This window comes from Glycomyces sp. MUSA5-2 (genome assembly GCF_037034145.1).
In the GTDB taxonomy this organism is placed as follows: domain Bacteria; phylum Actinomycetota; class Actinomycetes; order Mycobacteriales; family Micromonosporaceae; genus Glycomyces; species Glycomyces artemisiae.
This window is the reverse complement of the sequence record NZ_JBAGKG010000007.1, coordinates 212,565-231,661: the sequence shown is the minus strand read 5'-3', so window position 1 is coordinate 231,661 and position 19,097 is coordinate 212,565. Positions and strand designations below refer to the sequence as shown.

The following is a 19,097-nucleotide window of genomic DNA, read 5'->3' as shown; positions in this document are numbered from 1 at the left end:
GGGTATAGAGTCAACAGGCGGGTCCCAGTTTTTCAAGAAACCCTCGGATTGCGCCTTCAGCGGAACCGGTGGAAAACCCCGCGCGCGGCGGAATACGGTGGGGCATGGCTGAGACTTCCCCGAACCCGGTCACCGCGCCGGAACAGCACCGACCGACGGCCCCGAGCACCGCGCCGGGCCCGGCGCCGAGCGAGCCCCTGTGGCGCGACGCCCTCGGCGAGCAGCTCCGCTCCGCCCGCCGCGACCGCGGCGAGACCCTGAGCGAGACCGCCGACCGCGCGGGCATCTCCCCCCAGTACCTCTCCGAGATCGAACGCGGCGTCAAAGAACCGTCGAGCGAGATGATCGCCGCCGTCGCCGGAGCCCTGGAGACGACGCTCGGCGACCTGGTCCTCCAGGTCGCCGAACGCATCCTCCTCGACCGCTCCACCGTCGACCGCGCGGGCACCGGGAACGGGCCCGTGTGCCGGGCGGCCTACGCGCTGGCGGCCTAGCCGCTACTTGGCCGCTTCCTGCACCTCCAGGATGTTGTCGACCAGGCCGTAGGCCTTGGCGGCCTCGGGGGTGAAGACGCGGTCCCGGTCGGTGTCGATGCGCAGCTGCTCGGCGGTCTGGCCGGTGTGACGCGCGAGGATCTGCTCCATGCTGTCGCGCACGCGCACCAGCTCGTCGGCCTGGATGATGAGGTCCGGGATCGGGCCGCGCCCCTGGCCGCCGGGCTGGTCGAGGACGATGCGCGCGTGCGGCAGCGCCGACCGCATCCCCTCGGACCCGGCCGCGAGCAGGACCGCGCCGACGCCCACGGCCTGGCCGACGCAGAGCGTGGCGACCTTCGGCCGGATGTAGCGGAGCGTGTCGTAGACGGCGAGCATCGCGCTGGGGTCGCCGCCCTCGCAGTTGATGTAGAGGTTGACGTCCTTGTCGGGGTTCGCCTCCTCCAGGTGCAGGAGCTGGGCGACGAGCGCGTTCGCCACCCCTGCGTCGATCGCGGTGCCCAGGTAGATGATCCGGCCCGACAGCAGGTGCGAGTAGACGTCCATGACGCGCTCGCCGCGGCCCTGGTCGACGATCACGTTCGGGATCATGTAGCTGCTCACTTGGCGCCCCTCTCGGCCGCGACGCGCAGGCCGATGCCCGGTCGCTCTTTCGGCGTGATCTCCTCGAAGGAGGTGACGGTCCCGTCGACGAACCCGTACTCGCGGGCCTCGTCGGCGGTGTACCAGCGGTCGCGCAGCGAGTCCTCGAAGATCCGCTCCACGGTCTGGCCGGTGTCCTCGGCGATGAGCTTGAGGACGGTGTCCCTGGTGTAGCGCAGGTCATTGGCCTGCAACTCGATGTCGACGGCGCCGCCGCCGATCCCGGCCGAGCCCTGGTGCATGAGGATGCGCGCGTGCGGGAGGACCTTCCGCTTGCCCTTGGTGCCAGCCGAGAGCAGGAACTGCCCTGCGCTGCATGCGATCCCGAGGGCCAGCGTCGCGACGTCGCACGGCACCAGCCGCATCGTGTCGCGGATCGCGAGCATCGCCGGGACCGAGCCGCCGGGCGAATGTATCCACAGTGAGATATCGCTATTGGGGTCGTCGATCGCCAGCGACAGCATCTGCGTCGCCAGCAGCGTCCCGTTGTCGTCGTCGAGCACTCCGTCGAGCACGAGCACGCGCTGCTGGTACAGCTCGCGCCGCACGCGCTCGGAGAACTGCTGCGGCCTGTTGTCTTCGCTCATGCCCCAACGATCGCCACCCGCGCCCCTCCCCCGCAATCGAATCCGCCCTGAGCGGATCTGCTCTGAGCAGCGCGGCCGCCGCGGGAGCCCTGAGGGCTCCCGCGGCGCGGCGGTTCGGATCGGAGTGCGGCTAGCCGTTGACCGCCTCGGTGATCTTGCGGGTCATCTCGGCCATGACGGGGCTCGGCGCGCCCTTGTGGGCGCGGTTCGCGGCCTCGACGGCCACGCCGACGACCGTGCGGAAGTTCTCCGCCTCGGCCGGGTCCTGGGCCTTGAGGATTCGCACGGACTCGGCCAGCGCGGGCAGGACCTGCTCGGCGAGCGACGCCGCGGACTTGGCCTTGAGCTTGAAGTCGCCCTTCTTCGAGGCGAGCACGTGCCCGACCTCGCCGGTGGCGGAGGCGTACGCGAGGGTCCCGTCGGTGGCAACTCGGTGGGCCGATCCGGCGATCCCGGCGTAGGAGAGGAGGGTGACGGCGCCGAAGGCGGCGGTGCGGATGACGGTCTTGTCCTGGGCGGTCAGGTTGACGCTCATTGTTCTTGCTCCTTGTGTGTCTCACCGGGCGTTTCCCGTTGATGGAGCAACTATCGGGGGGCACCCTGACGCGGAGCTGACGCGAGCCTGACACCGGTTCGGGCCTGCGGGCCGCGTCTGTCAGCCGATCGGGATTTTTCACCCGTTGTCCGTCATGAACGACATCCGGGTGCGTTCTTCTTAGAAGCGGGCCGGCCCGACGTCCACCAGCGGAGGGCCGGCCCGCGATCCGCGGGCATGGTTGCGATGAGTCCGGACGGCGCGCGTCGTCTCTACAGACGACACGTCAACGACCGCAAGCGGGGAGCACGCCATGACCGCCCTCTACACCTGGGACGTCTTCACCACCCTCGACGGATTCGGCTCGTTCGGCCCTGACGCCGACTGGGGCGGCTACTGGGGCAAGCACGGGCCGGAGTTCCTCGAAGGGCGCCGGGCCGCGCTCGGCGACGAGCAGCGGATGGTGCTCGGGGCCAACACGTTCCGGGAGTTCGTGGAGCTGCTGGGCCCGATCCCGGAGGCCGACCTCGACCCGGTGAACGCCCGGATGCGCAGCATGCCGACCACGGTGGTGTCCTCCACGCTGGACGGCACGCTCGGCTGGCCGGACGCGACCGTCGTGCCCGGCGACGCGGTCGAGGTCGTCGCGCGGCTCAAGGAGGAGTCGGCGGTGCCGCTGCGCTCGCACGGGAGCCTGTCGATGAACCGGGCGCTCATGGCCGCGGGGCTCGTCGACCGCGTGCAGGTGACGGTCTTCCCGGTCATCAGCGGCCGCACCGGGACCGACGCGATCTTCGCGGGCGCGGAGGACTTCGACCTCGACCTGATCGGGACCCGCACGTTCGACGGCCGCACCCAGGAGCTGGTGTACCGGCCGACCCTGCACCGCTGAAAGACGGGACGGTCCGCCTGCGGGCGTTCGCTTCAAGTCGTTTAATGGAGCCACCTACCCGAGCGAGAGGGGCCCCGATGAAGGCCGTCACCGTCACCGACCCGAACGCCGGCACCGCCGGCATGACCCTCGGCGAGCGGCCCGAGCCGCACGCCGCCGAGAACGACGTGGTCGTCCGCGTCCGCGCCTCCGGGTTCACGCCCGGCGAGCTGACCTGGCCGGGCACCTGGACCGACCGGGCCGGGCGGGACCGCACCCCGAGCATTCCGGGGCACGAGCTGGCCGGGGTCGTCGCGTCGCTCGGGTACGGGACGACCGGGCTCACGGTGGGGCAGCGGGTGTTCGGGCTCGCCGACTGGACCAGGGACGGCACGCTCGCCGAGCTGGTCGCCGTCGAGGCCCGCAACCTCGCGCCGCTCCCGGCCGACGTCGACTTCACGATCGGCGCGAGCCTACCGATCTCCGGGCTCACCGCGTGGCAGGGCCTGTTCGACCACGGCCGCCTCCACACCGGGCAGAGCGTCCTCGTCCACGGCGCGGCGGGCGGCGTCGGGTCCGTGGTCTCCCAGCTCGCCCGCGAGGCGGGCGCGCACATCGTGGGCACCGGCCGCACCGCGGACCGGGCGGCGGCGCTCGAATTCGGGGCCCACGAGTTCCTGGACCTCGAAGCCGACGACCTCGGCGACGTCGGCCAGGTGGACCTCGTGTTCGACGTCATCGGCGGCGACATCGGCGCACGCTCGGCCGCGCTGGTGCGCCCCGGCGGCGTCCTGGTCACCATCGCGGCCCCGCCGGAGGTGCGGCCCGCGGAGGGCCGTGCGGTGTTCTTCGTCGTCGAGGCCGACCGTGCCCAGCTCGCCGAGCTCGCCGCCCGCGTCCGAGACGGCCGCCTGCGCACCCGCATCGGCGCCGTTCATCCGCTGGAGGACGCCGTCAAGGCGTTCAACCCGACGGCGCGTCCGACCGGGAAGACCATCATCACGATCGGGTGAGGCACCCTCAGAGGTTGGTCATCTTCTCCATCGCCTCGGAGTAGCGCCCTCCCTGGATGCGGACCTGGGACGCGGCCCGTTCGATCGCGTCGAGGTCGTCCTTCGTGAGGTCGACCGACGCGGCGCCGAGGTTCTCGGCGAGGCGCTCGGGCCTGCGGGTGCCCGGGATCGGGGCGAGCGCTTCGCGCTGGGCGAGGAGCCAGGCGAGGGCGATCTGCGCGGTGGTCGCGCCCTTGGAGGCGGCGATCCCGGCGAGGAGGTCCACGAGGGCCCGGTTCGCTTCGCGCGCTTCGGCGCCGAAGCGCGGGATGGTGTTGCGGATGTCCCCTTCGGTGAAGGCCGTGCCCGCGTCGATGGCACCGGTGAGGAAGCCCTTGCCGAGCGGGCTGTAGGGCACGAGGCCGATGCCGAGCTCGTCGAGGACCGGCAGGACCTCGTCCTCGGGACGGCGCCACCACAGCGAGTACTCGCTCTGGACGGCGGCGACGGGCTGCACGGCGTGGGCGCGGCGGATCGTCGCCGCGGACGCCTCCGAGAGTCCGAAGTGGAGGACCTTGCCTGCGGCGATGAGGTCCTTGACGGCCCCGGCGACGTCCTCGATGGGGACGTCTGGGTCGACGCGGTGCTGGTAGTACAGGTCGATCCGGTCGGTGCCGAGCCGCCGCAGCGAGCCCTCGACGGCCTCGCGGATGTACTCGGGGCGCGAGTCGGTGCCGCGCCAGCCGCCTGCGGGGTCGATGTCGAACCCGAACTTGGTGGCGAGGACGACCCGGTCGCGCAGCGGCGCCAGCGCCTCGCCGACCAGCTCCTCGTTGACGTAGGGGCCGTAGACCTCGGCCGTGTCGAAGAAGGTCACGCCCTGGTCGACCGCGCTGCGGATGAGCGCGATGTGGTCCTCCCGGGTCCCCGAGGGGCCGTAGCTCTGGCTCATGCCCATGCAGCCCAGGCCGATCGCCGAGACCGTCAGGCCGTCGCCGAGTGCGCGCTCGTGCATCGCGGTTCCTTTCCGTTGCGGTTGTTCATCAGTCTTCGTCTCCGGCTATGGCTGGAGGAGGACCTTGATGGCGCGGCGCTCGTCCATGGCCTTGTAGCCCTCGGCGATCTGAGCGAGCGGGAGCGTGAGGTCGAAGACCTTGCCGGGCTCGATCTCGCGGCGCCAGATCAGGTCGATGAGGTCGGGCAGGTAGCGGCGCACCGGGGCGGGGCCGCCGTGGAGGTGGACGCCGGAGAAGAACAGCTCGTCGCCGGGCAGGGCGACGCCGTGGGCGACGCCCACGTAGCCGACGTGCCCGCCCGCGCGGGTCGCGTGGATGGCCTGCATCATCGACTCCTGCGTGCCCACGGCCTCGATGGTCGAGTGGGCGCCCAGGCCCCCAGTGAGCTCCTTGACCCGGGCGATGCCCTCCTCGCCGCGCTCGGTGACGATATCGGTGGCGCCGAATTCGAGCGCGAGCTTCTGGCGGTCGGCGTGGCGCGACATGGCGATGATCCGCTCGGCGCCCATCTGCTTCGCGGAGAGCACGCCGAGGAGCCCGACGGCGCCGTCGCCGACCACGGCCACGGTCTTCCCCGGTCCCGCCTGGGCGGCGTCGGCGGCGAACCAGCCGGTGCCGAGCACGTCGGAGGCGGCCAGCAGGTGCGGGATCAGGTCCGGGTCGGGCGTCCCGGGTGTGGCGACGAGCGTGCCGTCGGCGTTCGGGACGCGCGTCAGCTCGGCCTGGGCGGTGCCCATGAACTCGCGGTGCACGCAGTGGGACTGGTATCCGGCCTGGCAGATCTCGCAGGTGTTGTCGGAGGTGGCGAAGGAGCCGACGACGAAGTCGCCCACTGCCACATTCCGCACGTCCGCGCCGACCTGCTCGACGACGCCGACGTACTCGTGGCCCATCGGGTGCGGCTCGGCGACCGGCTCGACGCCCCGGTAGGGCCACAGGTCGGAGCCGCAGACGCAGGTCGCGGCCAGGCGGATCACGGCGTCGGTGGGCGCGGTGAGCGCGGCGTCGGGGCGCTCCTCGAAGCGGACGTCGCCGGGCGCGTGGATGACGGTGCCGTACATGTTCGATCTCCTCGGGTCTCGGATCGGGTCGGCCGCGGCCGACCCGCACATCATCGATCAAAGCGCGGCTGCGCGCCTGGTGGAACGCACTATCGAGAGGTGTACTGAGAGGGCACCTCTCGGCGGCGCGGGGCGGCGTAGCGTCGATCCCGTGGACTACCGGGACGAAGTGCGCGAGTTCCTGACCTCGCGGCGAGCGAAGCTCACCCCAGAGCAGGCGGGCCTGCCCGCCGGGTCGAACCGCCGCGTGCCCGGACTGCGGCGCGCCGAGGTCGCGGTGCTGGCGAACGTGAGCGTCGAGTACTACGCGCGCCTCGAACGCGGCGGCCTCGCCGGTGCTTCGGACACCGTCCTCGACTCGCTGGCGCGGGCGCTGCGGCTCGACGAGGCCGAGCGCTCGTACCTGTTCGACCTCGCGAAAGCGGCCGGGCGCGCCCCGCAGGCGCGGCCGCGGCGACGCGCGACCAAGAACTGGACGCCGCGGCAGAGCCTGGTCCAGCTGCTCGACACGATCGGGTCCCCGGCGATCGTCCGCAACGGACGGCTCGACATCGTCGCCGCCAATCGGCTCGGGCGGGCCTTCTACGACGACGTCTTCGCGAGCGCCGAGCACCCGCCGAACTTCGCGCGGTTCTGCTACCTCGACACCGAGCGGTCCCAGCGGTTCTATCCCGACTGGACGACCGCGGCGGACATCAACGTCGCGATGCTCCGCACTGAGGCGGGCCGCGACCCGCACGACAAGGGCCTCCAGGACCTCATCGGCGAACTGTCCACCCGCTCCGAGGAGTTCCGGACCCGCTGGGCCGCAAGGAACGTGCGCATCCACGGCAGCGGCCGCAAGCGCGTCCACCACGCCGTGGCGGGCGACCTCGACATGACGTACGAGGAGCTCGAAGTCATCGCCGAACCCGGCCTGGTGCTGCTCGTCTACACCGCCGAGCCCGCCTCGCCCTCGTACGAGCGACTGCAACTCCTCGCGAGCTGGACCGGCACCGAGGCGGAGCAGCAGGTGGAGGAGCAGGCCTCCTTAGTCGACCAGTCCGGAGAGGAGCTTGGCGAGCGCCGCGGTCCGCCGCTCCTCGGCGGACCCGGGGGGCTCGGCCAGGTCGCCCAGCAGCTGGGTGATGCGCGGGCGCTCCCCTGACGCGGCGACGTGCCCCAGGTAGGCGGCCGCGTGCCGGGCCCGGTTGCCGGCTGCGCGCTCGTTCATCGCGAAGGTGGCCACGACTGCGTTGAGCAGCGCGTAGACCTCCAGTTTGGCGCGGCCGTCTCCCGGCCGGTCGGCGAGCAGTCCGAGCACGTGGTCCAGGACCGCGACCGCGTTCGGGCCGAGCGAGGGGCGGGTGAGCACCAGCTCGGGCAGCCATTCGTGTCGGGTCATCACCTCGTGCAGGCCCTCCCCCACGGCCACGAGGTCGTCGACGAGGTTCCCGGTGGGCTCGGGCAGCTCGATCCCGGCGGCGGTGGCGTCGACCATGAGGTCGAGGAGGTCGTCGCGGCCGGAGACGTAGCGGTACAGCGAGGCCGCGCCGGTGCCCAGCTCCTCGGCGACGTTGCGCATCGAGACCGCGTCGAGCCCGCCCCGGTCGGCCACCGCCAGCGCGGCGGCGGTGATCTCCGGGCGGCTGCGCACGGCGGGCCGGCCGGTGGCGGCCCGTTCGGGACGGAGCCAGATCGGCTCGTCGTAGTCGGCCACATCACTCCTTCATCGTTTGCGAACAGTGTACCCGAAGGCTAGACTTTGGGAACACCGTTCGCGAACTCCACATCCAGGAGGAGCCATGAACCAGTCCCAGTCCCCCGCCCCCACCGGATACGCCGACAACGGCGGCGTCCGGATCGCCTACGAGGACCTCGGAGGGGCGGGCGGCGAGCCGCTCCTCCTCGTCATGGGCTCGGCGGTCACCAGGTTCTGGTGGCCCGAGGGCCTGGTGCGGGCCTTCATCGACCGCGGCTTCCACGTGGCGGCCTTCGACAACCGCGACTCGGGCCAGTCCACCCACTTCCCGGCCGCGAAGGCGAAGCCGGTGACCGCCCTGTTCCGCAAGGAGGTCCCGGCCTACACGGGCGAGGACGTGGCCGACGACGCCGCGGCGGTCCTCGACGCCCTCGGCTGGGACAGCGCGCACCTGTTCGGCCACTCCAACGGCGGCCTGCGCGCCCAGCGGATCGCCCTGCGCCACCCGGCCCGGGTCCGCAGCCTCGCCCTGTCGGCGAGCGTGTCCTCCGACGCGGGTAACCTGAAGCTCCTGCGCTACATCCACTTCGGGTTCGTCGCCAAGATGTCCAAGCTCAAGTTCCCCGACACTCCAGAGGGCGACCTCGCCCTGAGCATGGCCGTCTCCCGCGCCCTCGCCTCCCCCGGCTACCCCTTCGACGAGGCCGAGGCCCGCTCCCGCGTCGAGAAGGACACGGGCAGCCCCGTCCGCGACCCGAACTCGATGGGCCGCCAACTCGGCGCTCACTGGTCCGGGCCCGGGCTCGACGCGATCCACGTGCCCACAGTGGTCCTCCACGGGGACAGCGACCAGCTCCTGCGAACCAGCGCCGCGCGGGACCTCGCCGCATCGATCCCGCACGCCCGCCTGGTCCTGACCCCGGGAGTCGGCCACGACATCCCCGGCCCTATGTACGGCCGCTACGCGGAGGAGGTGAAGAAAAACGCGGATGAGGCCCGGTTGCATGCGGCGTTATACTCTGCGGCTATGGGATACAACGAAACGAGCCCCACCATCCGATGACGGCGACCGGCGAGCGCAATGCGCTCGACCCCGAGCCCATCCAGAGCCGCCTGCGGGCGCTGCTCGATCACCACCCCGACGGACCGCTCCCTGATGCGGCACTCCGCCAGATCCGCACCGAGGCGACCTTCAAACGGTCGCGACCGACGCAGACCGGCACACCGGAGGAACGGGCCCGACAGCGCGAAGCCGAGCGCACCGCTGCCCGAGCCGAACTCCTTCACCTGATCCGGACCGCCGACCCGAGTCCGAAGGGCCTGCGGGAGTTCAGCAGGCGTGTCAGGGCATCCGCAGTCTCACGCCTCCGAGTCTCCGAAATAGAGACGGCCGAGTTCGGAATGCCTGCAAGCGCCGTCAGAGCAGTCGCCGAGCACCTGCTCGACACCGGCATCATCGATGCTGAAATCCTCATCGGTCTGAACCTGCTCTCGCTCGTGCCTCGCGACGGGGACGGCGAACGCATCCGGATCTTCGCCCCGCTTGGTCGCAGGATCGAAGGGGCCGCGTTCAGGGTACTGGAGCGCATCGGACCTGCCGGGTCTCACCTGGTCTGGGCGGCTGAGCGCACACCGGCGTATCGCCGCTTGGGCGCGGTGCAGGCGATCCGGAAATTGCCGGAGCACGAATTCAGCAAGCTGCTCTGTGCTCTGCCGGTGAAGCAGTCCGCGGACCTGGTGCAGATGTTCAGCGCGCTCGACAGCAGACCCGAAGGGTTCCAAGGCGACCGGCAGTTCGCCCGCATCCTGCGCGACGCGGCCCGGCCGGGTGCACTCGGGGTCGAGCCGGAGGCGCTCGCGCTCGCGGCGCAGCTGTGGGACGAGGTGCGGTACGGCCGCTGCGCGCTGCTCGGGTTCGCGCCCGGGGAGCGGGAAGCGACTGCCGCGGGATTCCAGGCGCTGCTGGCGTCGCCGGAGGCGTCAGCTTCGGTCGATGCCGCACTGGCCGCCGAGCCGGAGGACCCTGACCTGGTCTGGTTGCGTACGCAGCTCAACCGGGCGGGGCACAGCGACCTGCCGCTGCCCCGGGGGTTGGCGGTGCGAGTGAGCGTGCCGCGGCCGAACACTACTGCCGAGCTGCGGACACACCTGCTGCTCGATGCCGTGCCGCTCGTGGAGGCGCACTTCCAGCGCGGTCACTCGGACAGGCCGGAGACGGTCCTGCACGACGGGCGCGGTCTGGAGGCGCTCGCGGAGCCGCGGGAGGTGAAGATCGGCGACACGGGCTGCGTCGAGGAGTGCTGTGGGGCATTCCGGGCGGTGATCAGTCGCCGTGGCGGCCTGGTGGAGTGGGAAGTCCGCGACACCGGATTGAAGGATCCACCGACGACCCGGTTCACCTTCGACGCAGACCAGTACGACGCCGAAGTCGCCAGGGCCACAGCTGATTTCGACTGGGAGTGGCCCGCGCGCCGCGCCGCCAGGCTCCTGCGTGAGCGGATCGAGGTCGAGCCGGAGCTGATGTCGCGCTGGCATTGCGAACTGGCGTGGACCGCTTCGTGGTCGCCGGACCGCTCCGCGATGTACTACTCGTTCTACTACCCGAAGCGGCCCTCAGGAGACGACGCCTATGTTCAGTTCTCGGCGGAGTGCGAGGTCCCGTATGTTCCGGTGCTGGACGACGCGGCGGTGACGGCGGTCGTGGACCGCATCATCGCGGACCTGAGAGCCACGGATCCGAAGTCGACGGCCCGCCTCTCCGGCGGCTCGAAGGAGTACGCCGAGGCGCTCGGCCTCCCTTGGCCGCCTTAGCGCCCTAATGCGATTGCCGCCGGGCCGGTGCCCGAGCAGACTGGCCCGGTGACGATCGCCTACGACCCGCCCGCGCTCGACGGGGAGACCCTCGACGCGCTGCTCTACGACCACCTCAACGAATGGGGCCCGAGCGACCAGTTCTACCTCGACCTGGTCATGGCCGCCGAACGCGTGCTCGACGTCGGGTGCGGCACGGAGACGATCCTGCGCCGCGCCCGCGCCGAGGGCCACACTGGCCGGTTGTGCGGGCTCGACCCCGACCCGGCGATGCTCGGGCAGGCGCAGGAGTCCGATGCCGCGGAGTGGGTCCTCTCGCCCGCTTCGGCGGCCGCCTGGGATGCGGAGTTCGATCTGGCGATCATGAGCGGCAACGCGTTCCAGTGCCTGCTGGACGACCGGGAGACGGTCGCGTCGCTGACCGCGGTCCGCCGGGCCCTCTCGGACGGCGGCCGGTTCGTCTTCGACACCCGCAACCCGGCGGCGAAGGCGTGGCGGACCTGGACGAGCGCCGAGCCGTACCGGTTCACCGATCTGCTCGGGGAGCCGATGAGCGTCGTGCAGGAGGCGGGCGAGCCCGACGGCGAGGGCGTGGTCCGGCTCGACGCGTACTTCAGCGCCTCATATTGGGATGAGCCGTTGCAAGCGAGCTGCGGCCTGCGGTTCACCGCCCCGGACCACCTCGACCGGCTCTTGGAGGCGGCGGGTCTCGCGGTCGAGGACCGCTTCGGGACCTTCAGCGGGGCCGCCTTCGACCCGGACTCCTCGGGTTCGATCATCACCGTGGCGACACCGTTCGGCCGCAAGGGGTTACGACTGCGGGCGGGCGCTGGCGGCGGGGCACTCGAAGTACGCTCAAGTCGGTCGAATCGCCCCACCGACACCCCTTGAGAGGGAAGCCTTGTCGCAGCAGCAGCTCCTCCCGCCCCCGGTCGACTGGATGCAGCTCAGGTACGGCGCCGTACCCGTGCCCGCAGGGCCGGGCGGCGCGTACGCACCGCCGGTGCCCGGCGGGTCGCCGCCGATGGCGTTCACCATGCGCAAGCCGCGCAACGTCGCGTGGGTGCAGACGCTCCTGTGGGTATTCGCGGCCGTCACCGCCGTCGTGGACCTCTTGACGGCGATCGTGATGACCCGCGACTTCCACCCGCTGAGCCTCGCCGGACTCGCCTACGCCCTGTACGCCACCATCCAATCGCTGGTCACCCCCATGCAGATCGGCCGCGGCAAGCGCTGGGCCTGGGTCTGGGCCCTCACCAGCGCCGTCATCGGATTCGTGCTGGCGGTCGGGACCACGATGGCGGGGATGACGCTGGTCCGCATGGCGCCGGGTGTGGTGCCGTTCGCGGCGGTCGTCGGCGTGCTCTACCTGGTGCTCATCCTGCTGCTGTGCTCGAAGCCGTTGCGCGAGTGGATGCTCATGCACCGCGCGCAGCGCGGTCAGGCCCGGATGGAGGGCGCGCCCGGGCCGGGCATGGCGCTCAGTGCCGTGTACCGGAGTCCTCGAAGGTCGGTCGAGCGGCCGCGCTCGCTCGGATGGGCGCAGGTCGTGTTCTGGATGGTCGCGCTCATGCCGCTGGCCTGGGCCGTGATGGGCATGTGGGCGGTCGCTGCGACCGCCGCGCTCGCGGCACTGGCGCTGACGTCGTCGATCGGCTTGAACCGGGGCCGGTTCTGGGCGCGCGTGTTCACGCTGATGTGGCTCAGCGCAGTAGGGATAGCGAGCGGCGGCGCGATCGTGCCGGGGGTGCTGCTGGCGACCGGCACGTTCGGAGTCGGCGGGGTCGAGATGCAGGCGGGCATGGCGGTGGCGCTGTCGTTCGGACTCGGGTTCGTGCTGGCGTGCATCGCGTTCGGGCTCATGTTCACGACCGGGGTGCGGCGCTGGACGCCGCCCGCGGAACTGGTACTGGTCTTCCGCGAGGCGGCGGTGCCGCAGCAGGCCGCGCGTTAGCGGAGCGGGGCGTGCGCGAAGGCGGCCATGCCTTCCGCGAAGCCGGTCTCGGCGCGGAAGCCGAGGCGGTCGGCGGCGAGGTCGGGTGAGGCGACGATGTGGCGGACGTCGCCGAGGCGGTAGTCGCCGGTCACGACAGGGGCCGGGGCGTCGGGGAAGCCCGCGGTGAGGGCGGCGGCCATGTCGGCGATGGTGTGGGGCTCGCCGGAGGCGATGTTGCAGGCGCCGGTCCAGTCGGAGTCGAGGGCGGCGAGGTTGGCGCGGGCGACGTCGTCGACGTGGACGAAGTCGCGGGTCTGGGCGCCGTCCTCGAAGACGCGCGGAGCCCGGCCGGATTCGAGGGCGCTGCGGAAGATGCTGGCGACCCCCGCGTAGGGGGTGTCGCGGGGCATGTGGGGTCCGTAGACGTTGTGGTAGCGCAGGGCGCAGACGGTGGCGCCCGATTCGCGGCCGTACAGGGTGGACAGGTGCTCGGTGTGGACCTTGGTGGCGGCGTAGACGTTCCGGGGGTCGAGCGGGGCGTCCTCGGTGACCGGGGCCCAGGCGAGGGCGGCGCCGCAGGCGGGGCAGCGGGGGTCGAAGCGGCCCGCGTCGAGGTCGGCGGCAGTACGGGGTGCGGCGCGGACGTCGCCGTGCGCGGGGCAGCGGTAGCGGCCCTCGCCGTAGACGACCATCGAGGAGGCGACGACGAGGCGGCCGGCGAAGGAGCGCCGCCACAGGGCCCGCAGGAGGTTCGCGGTGCCGCCGTCGTTGTCGGCGACGTAGGCGGCGACGTCGTCGAAGTCGACGCCGAGGCCGACGCGGGCGGCCTGGTGGCAGACCGCGTCGACGCCCTCGACGGCACGGCGGACGGCGTCCTCGTCGGCGAGGTCGCCGACGATCAGCTCCGCCGAGTCGGGCAGGTAGTCGGGGGTGTGCTTGTGGGCCGCAAGGGAATCGAGGACGACCACGTCGTCGCCGCGGGCGGCGAGGTGGCGGCAGACCGCTCCGCCGATGAATCCGGCGCCGCCGGTGACCAGTACGCGCATTGATGAGCCTTTCGGTGGTTCACCACTGCACGCGCAGTGCGGCGGCGAGGACGACGGCGACCCCGAGCTGGACCGCCAGCCACGCGCGGGGGCGCGGGAGGGCGCACCCGGCGAGGAGGACGAGGGGCATGAACGGCTGCCAGATCCGCTCGGTCTCGGCCGAGGACATGCCCGAGAGGTCCGCGACCGCGACGGCCGCGAGGCACGAGCCGACGACGATCCACATGCGGCGGTCGCGCAGCCGCGACAAGGCCACTGCGATTGCCGGGCCCAGCGCCAGCGCGAAGACCGCGAGGTTTGCGAGCAGGAAGTACCAGTACCCGCGGATCGCGGCCACGCCCGCGTAGTAGCGGACGCGCGTCGTCTGGAGCCCTTCGAGCCACCAGTACCCCCACAGCAGCGGCGCGAGGACCACTGCGGCCGCGAGCGCGCCGCCGCCGAGGAGCACGCCCCAGCGGCGGCGCCGGATGGCGACGACCAGGACCGGGAAGGCGAGCAGCGCGGCGGAGAACGACAGCATGAGGGCGGCTCCCGCGAGGAGCCCTCCGGCCGCGGTCAGGGCGGCGGCGCGGGGGCCGGTGCGGTTCGTGGCGAGGATCAGGCAGGCGACGGCGGCGAGCGTGACGCCCGCGAAGATGAGGTCGGCGGTGTTGTGCCAGTAGGCGGCCGGGGCGATGACGAGGAACGGGGCGGCGCGGCGGGCGAGGCGCTCGCCTGCGACGTCGCGGCCGATCGCCAGCGCGGCGAGGACCGCGGCGGCGACGCCGAGCTGGATCACGGTGTTCTGGAACAGAAGCCCGGAGAGGCCGAGTTTCTCTGCGCCCCAGAAGAAGAGGACGAGCCCGGGCGGGTGGGACTGGAGGTGGACCGGGTAGACGCCGTCGAGCTGGAGCTGCGTGTAGTGCGCGAGGAACGCGCCGGGGCCGCCCGCGTCGTCCACCAAGCGCGTGTTGCTCGCGTAGTGGTGGTCGAGGTCGGTCCAGGTGCGGGGGTGGGAGTGGGCGACGGTCAGGGAGAGGCTGAAGGCGACCGCGGCGAGGGCGGTCGCAAGCGCGGTCCACCGCCAGCGCCAGCGGGCCGCGGCGGCCGGGAGGAATGCGATGAGCAGGGCGCCCACGATGATCGGGGCGAGGAGGGTGGCGTCGAGGTGGGGTTCCCAGCTGCCGAACAGGGGCATCGCGCCGAGCTGGTGGCGGCCTTCGGTGACGTCGAGTTTCACTTGGCCGAGGACCCAGGCGAGGGCGAGGAGCAGGGCCCAGCCGGTGAGGACGGCGGCGGTCCGGGTCTTGGCCGTCACCGGCGCGCCCCGGCGGGGAGGCTGATCGTGAAGCGGCAGCCGCCCGAGGTGTTGGCGACGGTGACGGTGCCCGCGTGGGCTTCGATGAGGCCGCGGCTGATCGCGAGGCCGAGTCCGCCGCCGCGTTCGTCGCGGCGGCGGGCCTCGTCGCCGCGGAACGCGATGTCGAAGACGCGGGGCAGGTCGGCGTCGGGGATGCCGCCGCACTGGTCCTGGATGGACAGGACGGCGGCGCCGGGAGCGGCGGCGGCTTCGATGAGGATCGTCCCTCCGGCGGGGGTGTGGCGGATGGCGTTGTCGAAGAGGTTGTCGAGGGCGCGGCAGCATTCGCGGGCCGAGACCTCGGCGGCCGGGAGGGCCGCGAGGCGTTCGACGACGCGCACGCCTTTGAGGTCGGCGGCGGCGCTGGCCCCGGCGAGGGTGTCGGCGACGGCGTCGCGCAGGTCGACCTGCTCGCGGCCGAGCCGCAGGGAGCCGCTGTTGATGCGGGAGAGCTCGAAGAGGTCGTCGACGAGCGCGGAGAGCCGTTCGGCGTCGGTGCGGATCTGGGCGTGGTAGCGCTTGACGGCGGCGTCGTCGTCGACCACGCCGTCGTCGAGGGCCTCGGCCATGGCGCGGATGGTCGCGAGCGGGGCGCGCAGGTCGTGGGAGACCCAGGCGATGAGTTCGCGCCGTGAGGATTCGAGCGCGCGTTCGCGCCGCTGGGACTCGTCGAGGCGCCGGGAGACGTCGGCGAGTTCTCCTGCGAGCGCGGCGAGTTCGCCGGGGCCGGTGACCGCGGGGGCGAGGGCGGCGGCGGCGTGCCCGTCGCCGTCGACCATGGTGCGCGCGTAGGCGCCGACCTGCTCGGCGCCCGCGCCGATGTCGTCGCCGAGCTGCCAGGCGGCGCCGAACGCGACGCCGGAGGCGACGATGAGGACCACGAACAGCAGCACGAGGTCGTGGTAGGAGATGAACATCGCGAGCGCGGCGGTGACGACGCCGGTGGCGGCGACCAGGACCGAGGAGAGCGCGACGGTCATGGTCTGGACGCGGGCGCCCCGGCCGCGGAGCGCGCGGAGGACGACGCCGCCGACGGCCCCGGCGACCGCTGAGGCGACCGCGGCAGTGGCGACGAGGACGGCGATGTCGCGCGGCGGGAAGTCGAAGGCGACCGCGAGGGCGGTCGCGGCGGCGAGCGCCACCGCGAGGATCAGCAGCGAGCCCGCGCGCCGGTTCGTCAAGCGCCGCATCAGGGCTCCCACCGGTAGCCGACGCCGCGGACGGTGGTGAGGTGGCGGGGCGCGGAGGCGTCGTCCTCGATCTTCTCGCGCAGGCGCCGCACGTGGACGGTGACGGTGGAGGTGTCGCCGATGCTCCAGCCCCACACGGTTTCGAGCAGTTCCTCGCGGCGGAAGGCCCGCCCCGGGTTGGTCAGGAAGCACACGAGCAGGTCGTACTCCTTCGCGGTGAGGTCGAGTTCGGCGCCGCCGCGGACGGCGCGGTGGGCGACGGTGTCGACGGCGACGCCGCCGCCGGTGAGGACCGCGGGGGCCGGGGCCTGGGGCGCGGCGCGGCGCAGGACGGCGCGGACGCGGGCGGCGAGCTCGCCCGGGGAGAACGGCTTGGTCACGTAGTCGTCGGCGCCGAGGTCGAGGCCGGTGATGCGGTCGGTCTCCTCGCCGCGGGCGGTCAGCATGACCACGGGGATCGCGGTGGCCTCGCGCAGGCGCTTGCACACCTCGAAGCCGTCCATGCCCGGCATCATCAGGTCGAGGACGACCAGGTCGGGGAGGGTGGCGAGGGCCCGTTCGAGGCCGGTGGCGCCGTCGGGTGCGTAGTCGACGTCGAAGCCGTCGCGGCGCAGGTAGCGGGCGACGACCTCCGCGAGGGCGGGGTCGTCGTCGACGACGAGGACGCGCGGGTCCGCTCGGGAGGTCATGGTGCAACGATGCCCGATCGCGCGGCGGTCCGTCATGCGACCGGCCGAGACTTTCGCGAACCGTAAGGATCGAGCGGGCCTGGGAGGGCCCGCGCGCCACTAGCATCGGCCCCATGCAGCGGACCCATCTCCTCGTCGTGGCGAAGTCCCCGGTCCCGGGCCGGTCGAAGACCCGGCTTACGCCGCCGTTGACCCCCGAGGGGGCCGCGGAGGTGGCGGAGGCCGCGCTCGCGGACACGCTGGAGGCCGCCGCGGGGTGCGGGGCCGACCGGCTGCTGCTCGCGCTCGACGGCGGGCCCGGCCCGTGGCTGCCGCCGGGGTTCGAGGTGTTCGCGCAGGTCGACGGCACGTTCAACGAGCGGCTGGCGGCGGCGTGGGCGCACGTGGAGGGGCCGGGGCTCCAGATCGGCATGGACACCCCGCAGGTGACGCCGGATCTCCTGGACGCGGCGCTCGCGGTGGTCGCCGAGGGCGCGGACGCGGCGCTGGGCCTCGCGGAGGACGGCGGGTGGTGGGCGCTGGGCCTGGCCCGGCCGCACCCGGAGGCGTTCGCGGACGTGCCGATGAGCACCGGCGACACGGGCCGGCTCCAGCGCAAGCAGTTGGAGGCGCTCGGCCTGGAGGTCGCCGACCTGCCGGTGCTGCGCGACCTCGACGACGCCGGGGACGCCCGCGCGGTCGCCGCGCTCGCGCCGCGGACGCGCACGGCCGGGCGCGTCCGGGACCTGCTGGGCGCCAACGCAGTCGATGTGGTCCTGCCGGTCCTGGACGAACGGGACGCGATCCCGTGGGTGCTGGAGCGGATGCCCGAGGGGTACCGGCCGATCGTGGTCGACAACGGCTCGACGGACGGGTCCGCGGAGGTCGCCGCGAAGCTCGGCGCGCGGGTGGTGTCCGAGCCGCGCCGCGGCTTCGGCGCCGCGTGCTTCGCCGGACTCAATGCCGCGACCGCGCCGGTCGTGGCGTTCATGGACTGCGACGCGTCGCTGGACCCGAGGGACCTGCCCGCGGTGTGCGGGCCCGTCCTCAAGGGCGACGCCGACCTGGCATTGGGCGCAAGGAAAGCCAGCAGAGGCGCGATGCCCCTGCACGGGCGCCTCGCCAACCGGTACCTCGCGCGGCAGGTCCGGCGCACCTGCGGTGCCGCCGTCACCGACATCGGGCCGATGCGCGCGGCCCGCAGAGAAGACCTCCTCGCGCTCGGCACCGCCGACCGCCGCTCCGGCTGGCCCCTCGAAATGGTCCTGCGGGCCGGGCTCGACGGGTGGCGGATCGCCGAACTGCCGGTCCCGTACCGGCCCCGCACCGGCCGCAGCAAGGTCACCGGCACCGTCGGCGGGACCCTCCGCGCCGTCAGGGACATGCGCGCGCAACTGGCACGGGCCAGAGCCGCCGCGAACCCGAAGAGGAGTCACCAGTGAACGACCTGCCCCGCGCCGACATCGGCGTCTTCGGCGGATCCGGCTTCTACACCCTTGCGGCGCAGGCCGAGACGTGGGACATCGCGACCGACTGGGGCCCGCCCTCGGCCCCCGTCGCCATCGCGGAGACAGCCGGGGTCCGCGTCGCGTTCCTCCCCCGCCACGGCGCCGGGCACCGCCTCCCGCCCCACAAGGTCAACTACCGGGCTAATGTGGACGCCATGCGGCAGCTCGGCGTGCGGGCCCTCGTCTCGCCGTTCGCGGCCGGGTCGCTGCGGCCCGAGATCCGCCCCGGCGACTTCGTCGTCTGCGACCAGATCGTGGACCGCACCTGGGGGCGCGAGTCCACCTTCCATGACGAGTTCACGGACGGGCCCGTGCACATCCCGTTCGCCGAGCCGTACGACCCGCGCCTGCGCCGCGTCGTCCTCGACGCCGCCGCAGAGGTGGGCGTGACCGCGCACGACGGCGGCACCGTCGTGGTCGTCAACGGCCCGCGGTTCTCCAGCCGCGCCGAGTCGCGCTGGCACCGCGAGTCCGGCTGGCACGTCGTCAACATGACCCAGTGCCCCGAAGCGCCGCTCGCGATGGAGGCGGGCATCCCGTTCGTGGGGATCGCCCTGGTCACCGACTACGACGCCGGACTGGACGAGGACCCGGACATCGAGCCGGTCAGCCAGGACGCCGTGTTCGCGGTGTTCGAGGCGAACCTGCACAAGGTGAAGGAACTGCTCGACGCCGCGATCCCGGCGCTGGCGGACGTAAGCGAAACGTAAGGACGAATCG

Annotated in this window: 20 protein-coding genes; 10 read left to right on the top strand and 10 right to left on the bottom strand. The window is 72.6% G+C overall.

Annotated features, from left to right (window positions below):
- Positions 1–104 precede the first annotated feature (104 nt).
- On the top strand, positions 105–494 hold the full coding sequence (locus WA640_RS22070; protein ID WP_335990578.1) for a helix-turn-helix domain-containing protein: 390 nt from the start codon (positions 105–107) through the stop codon (positions 492–494).
- Between the two features lie 3 nt (positions 495–497).
- Here the strand turns inward: WA640_RS22070 and WA640_RS22065 are convergent, their stop codons facing one another.
- The 3 genes from WA640_RS22065 to WA640_RS22055 all read right to left on the bottom strand — a co-directional run bounded on the left by WA640_RS22065 (position 498) and on the right by WA640_RS22055 (position 2,258).
- Positions 498–1,097 (bottom strand): ClpP family protease, encoded by a 600-nt coding sequence (locus WA640_RS22065; RefSeq protein WP_106365536.1) that lies wholly within the window; start codon positions 1,095–1,097, stop codon positions 498–500.
- A complete protein-coding gene (locus WA640_RS22060) occupies positions 1,094–1,723 on the bottom strand; it encodes a ClpP family protease (protein WP_106365535.1) in 630 nt (209 codons plus the stop codon). Before WA640_RS22060 ends, WA640_RS22065 begins: the two co-directional genes overlap by 4 nt.
- 130 nt (positions 1,724–1,853) lie before the next feature.
- Positions 1,854–2,258 carry a hypothetical protein gene (locus tag WA640_RS22055; RefSeq protein ID WP_335990576.1) on the bottom strand — a complete coding sequence of 135 codons (405 nt, stop codon included), beginning with the start codon at positions 2,256–2,258 and terminating at the stop codon, positions 1,854–1,856.
- Between the two features lie 313 nt (positions 2,259–2,571).
- On the opposite strand from WA640_RS22055, the gene WA640_RS22050 reads away from it, so the two are divergent.
- Positions 2,572–3,150, top strand: a complete 579-nt coding sequence (locus WA640_RS22050) for a dihydrofolate reductase family protein (RefSeq protein WP_335990575.1) — start codon at positions 2,572–2,574, stop codon at positions 3,148–3,150.
- Between the two features lie 77 nt (positions 3,151–3,227).
- Positions 3,228–4,142 carry an NADP-dependent oxidoreductase gene (locus tag WA640_RS22045; protein WP_335990574.1) on the top strand — a complete coding sequence of 305 codons (915 nt, stop codon included), beginning with the start codon at positions 3,228–3,230 and terminating at the stop codon, positions 4,140–4,142.
- Between the two features lie 7 nt (positions 4,143–4,149).
- Here the strand turns inward: WA640_RS22045 and WA640_RS22040 are convergent, their stop codons facing one another.
- Together WA640_RS22040 and WA640_RS22035 are read right to left on the bottom strand one after the other, a co-directional pair.
- Positions 4,150–5,136, bottom strand: coding sequence for an aldo/keto reductase (locus WA640_RS22040; protein ID WP_335990573.1), 987 nt, complete (start codon positions 5,134–5,136; stop codon positions 4,150–4,152).
- A 45-nt stretch (positions 5,137–5,181) separates the two neighbouring features.
- Complete coding sequence (locus WA640_RS22035; RefSeq protein ID WP_335990572.1) at positions 5,182–6,198, bottom strand: zinc-dependent alcohol dehydrogenase family protein; 1,017 nt, start codon at positions 6,196–6,198, stop codon at positions 5,182–5,184.
- Positions 6,199–6,349: 151 nt separating this feature from the next.
- Here WA640_RS22035 and WA640_RS22030 point away from each other — a divergent pair, with 151 nt between their 5' ends.
- Positions 6,350–7,345 carry a helix-turn-helix transcriptional regulator gene (locus tag WA640_RS22030; RefSeq protein WP_335990570.1) on the top strand — a complete coding sequence of 332 codons (996 nt, stop codon included), beginning with the start codon at positions 6,350–6,352 and terminating at the stop codon, positions 7,343–7,345.
- Here the strand turns inward: WA640_RS22030 and WA640_RS22025 are convergent.
- Positions 7,229–7,897 (bottom strand): TetR/AcrR family transcriptional regulator, encoded by a 669-nt coding sequence (locus WA640_RS22025; protein WP_335990567.1) that lies wholly within the window; start codon positions 7,895–7,897, stop codon positions 7,229–7,231. The genes WA640_RS22030 and WA640_RS22025 overlap by 117 nt on opposite strands.
- An 85-nt stretch (positions 7,898–7,982) precedes the next feature.
- Here WA640_RS22025 and WA640_RS22020 point away from each other — a divergent pair, with 85 nt between their 5' ends.
- The 4 genes from WA640_RS22020 to WA640_RS22005 are packed head-to-tail and all read left to right on the top strand — an operon-like array spanning position 7,983 to position 12,644.
- The gene (locus WA640_RS22020) at positions 7,983–8,942 is read left to right on the top strand and encodes an alpha/beta fold hydrolase (RefSeq protein WP_335990566.1); all 960 of its coding nucleotides are present in this window, start codon (positions 7,983–7,985) and stop codon (positions 8,940–8,942) included.
- Positions 8,939–10,690: a hypothetical protein gene (locus WA640_RS22015; RefSeq protein ID WP_335990564.1), complete on the top strand. Its 1,752-nt coding sequence runs from the start codon at positions 8,939–8,941 to the stop codon at positions 10,688–10,690. Before WA640_RS22020 ends, WA640_RS22015 begins: the two co-directional genes overlap by 4 nt.
- Before the next feature lie 48 nt (positions 10,691–10,738).
- Positions 10,739–11,581: a class I SAM-dependent methyltransferase gene (locus tag WA640_RS22010; RefSeq protein ID WP_335990563.1), complete on the top strand. Its 843-nt coding sequence runs from the start codon at positions 10,739–10,741 to the stop codon at positions 11,579–11,581.
- Positions 11,582–11,591: 10 nt separating this feature from the next.
- Positions 11,592–12,644 (top strand): hypothetical protein, encoded by a 1,053-nt coding sequence (locus WA640_RS22005; protein WP_335990562.1) that lies wholly within the window; start codon positions 11,592–11,594, stop codon positions 12,642–12,644.
- On the opposite strand, the gene WA640_RS22000 is transcribed toward WA640_RS22005, so the two are convergent.
- Genes WA640_RS22000 through WA640_RS21985 form a run of 4 tightly spaced genes read right to left on the bottom strand, consistent with a single transcriptional unit; the run spans position 12,641 to position 16,890 of the window.
- Entirely contained in the window at positions 12,641–13,672 is a 1,032-nt protein-coding gene (locus tag WA640_RS22000) for an SDR family NAD(P)-dependent oxidoreductase (protein WP_335990560.1), read from the bottom strand. The genes WA640_RS22005 and WA640_RS22000 overlap by 4 nt on opposite strands.
- 19 nt (positions 13,673–13,691) lie before the next feature.
- Positions 13,692–14,969, bottom strand: coding sequence for a hypothetical protein (locus WA640_RS21995; protein WP_335990559.1), 1,278 nt, complete (start codon positions 14,967–14,969; stop codon positions 13,692–13,694).
- Positions 14,966–16,201 (bottom strand): sensor histidine kinase, encoded by a 1,236-nt coding sequence (locus WA640_RS21990; RefSeq protein ID WP_335990556.1) that lies wholly within the window; start codon positions 16,199–16,201, stop codon positions 14,966–14,968. The genes WA640_RS21995 and WA640_RS21990 overlap by 4 nt, the downstream gene beginning before the upstream one ends.
- Positions 16,201–16,890 carry a response regulator transcription factor gene (locus tag WA640_RS21985; protein ID WP_335990553.1) on the bottom strand — a complete coding sequence of 230 codons (690 nt, stop codon included), beginning with the start codon at positions 16,888–16,890 and terminating at the stop codon, positions 16,201–16,203. The genes WA640_RS21990 and WA640_RS21985 overlap by 1 nt, the downstream gene beginning before the upstream one ends.
- Positions 16,891–17,003: 113 nt before the next feature.
- Here WA640_RS21985 and WA640_RS21980 point away from each other — a divergent pair, with 113 nt between their 5' ends.
- Both WA640_RS21980 and WA640_RS21975 read left to right on the top strand, forming a co-directional pair.
- Entirely contained in the window at positions 17,004–18,311 is a 1,308-nt protein-coding gene (locus WA640_RS21980; RefSeq protein ID WP_335990551.1) for a DUF2064 domain-containing protein, read from the top strand.
- Positions 18,308–19,087: an MTAP family purine nucleoside phosphorylase gene (locus WA640_RS21975; protein WP_335990549.1), complete on the top strand. Its 780-nt coding sequence runs from the start codon at positions 18,308–18,310 to the stop codon at positions 19,085–19,087. The genes WA640_RS21980 and WA640_RS21975 overlap by 4 nt, the downstream gene beginning before the upstream one ends.
- The last annotated feature ends 10 nt before the right edge of the window (positions 19,088–19,097 follow it).

Bases quoted from the DNA above. Each gene is read 5' to 3' on its own strand.
- WA640_RS22070 (WP_335990578.1), top strand. From the start codon at position 105: ATGGCTGAGACTTCCCCGAACCCGGTCACCGCGCCGGAACAGCACCGA.
- WA640_RS22060 (WP_106365535.1), bottom strand. From the start codon at position 1,723: ATGAGCGAAGACAACAGGCCGCAGCAGTTCTCCGAGCGCGTGCGGCGC.
- WA640_RS22055 (WP_335990576.1), bottom strand. From the start codon at position 2,258: ATGAGCGTCAACCTGACCGCCCAGGACAAGACCGTCATCCGCACCGCC.
- WA640_RS22050 (WP_335990575.1), top strand. From the start codon at position 2,572: ATGACCGCCCTCTACACCTGGGACGTCTTCACCACCCTCGACGGATTC.
- WA640_RS22045 (WP_335990574.1), top strand. From the start codon at position 3,228: ATGAAGGCCGTCACCGTCACCGACCCGAACGCCGGCACCGCCGGCATG.
- WA640_RS22040 (WP_335990573.1), bottom strand. From the start codon at position 5,136: ATGCACGAGCGCGCACTCGGCGACGGCCTGACGGTCTCGGCGATCGGC.
- WA640_RS22035 (WP_335990572.1), bottom strand. From the start codon at position 6,198: ATGTACGGCACCGTCATCCACGCGCCCGGCGACGTCCGCTTCGAGGAG.
- WA640_RS22020 (WP_335990566.1), top strand. From the start codon at position 7,983: ATGAACCAGTCCCAGTCCCCCGCCCCCACCGGATACGCCGACAACGGC.
- WA640_RS22015 (WP_335990564.1), top strand. From the start codon at position 8,939: ATGACGGCGACCGGCGAGCGCAATGCGCTCGACCCCGAGCCCATCCAG.
- WA640_RS22000 (WP_335990560.1), bottom strand. From the start codon at position 13,672: ATGCGCGTACTGGTCACCGGCGGCGCCGGATTCATCGGCGGAGCGGTC.
- WA640_RS21990 (WP_335990556.1), bottom strand. From the start codon at position 16,201: ATGCGGCGCTTGACGAACCGGCGCGCGGGCTCGCTGCTGATCCTCGCG.
- WA640_RS21985 (WP_335990553.1), bottom strand. From the start codon at position 16,890: ATGACCTCCCGAGCGGACCCGCGCGTCCTCGTCGTCGACGACGACCCC.
- WA640_RS21980 (WP_335990551.1), top strand. From the start codon at position 17,004: ATGCAGCGGACCCATCTCCTCGTCGTGGCGAAGTCCCCGGTCCCGGGC.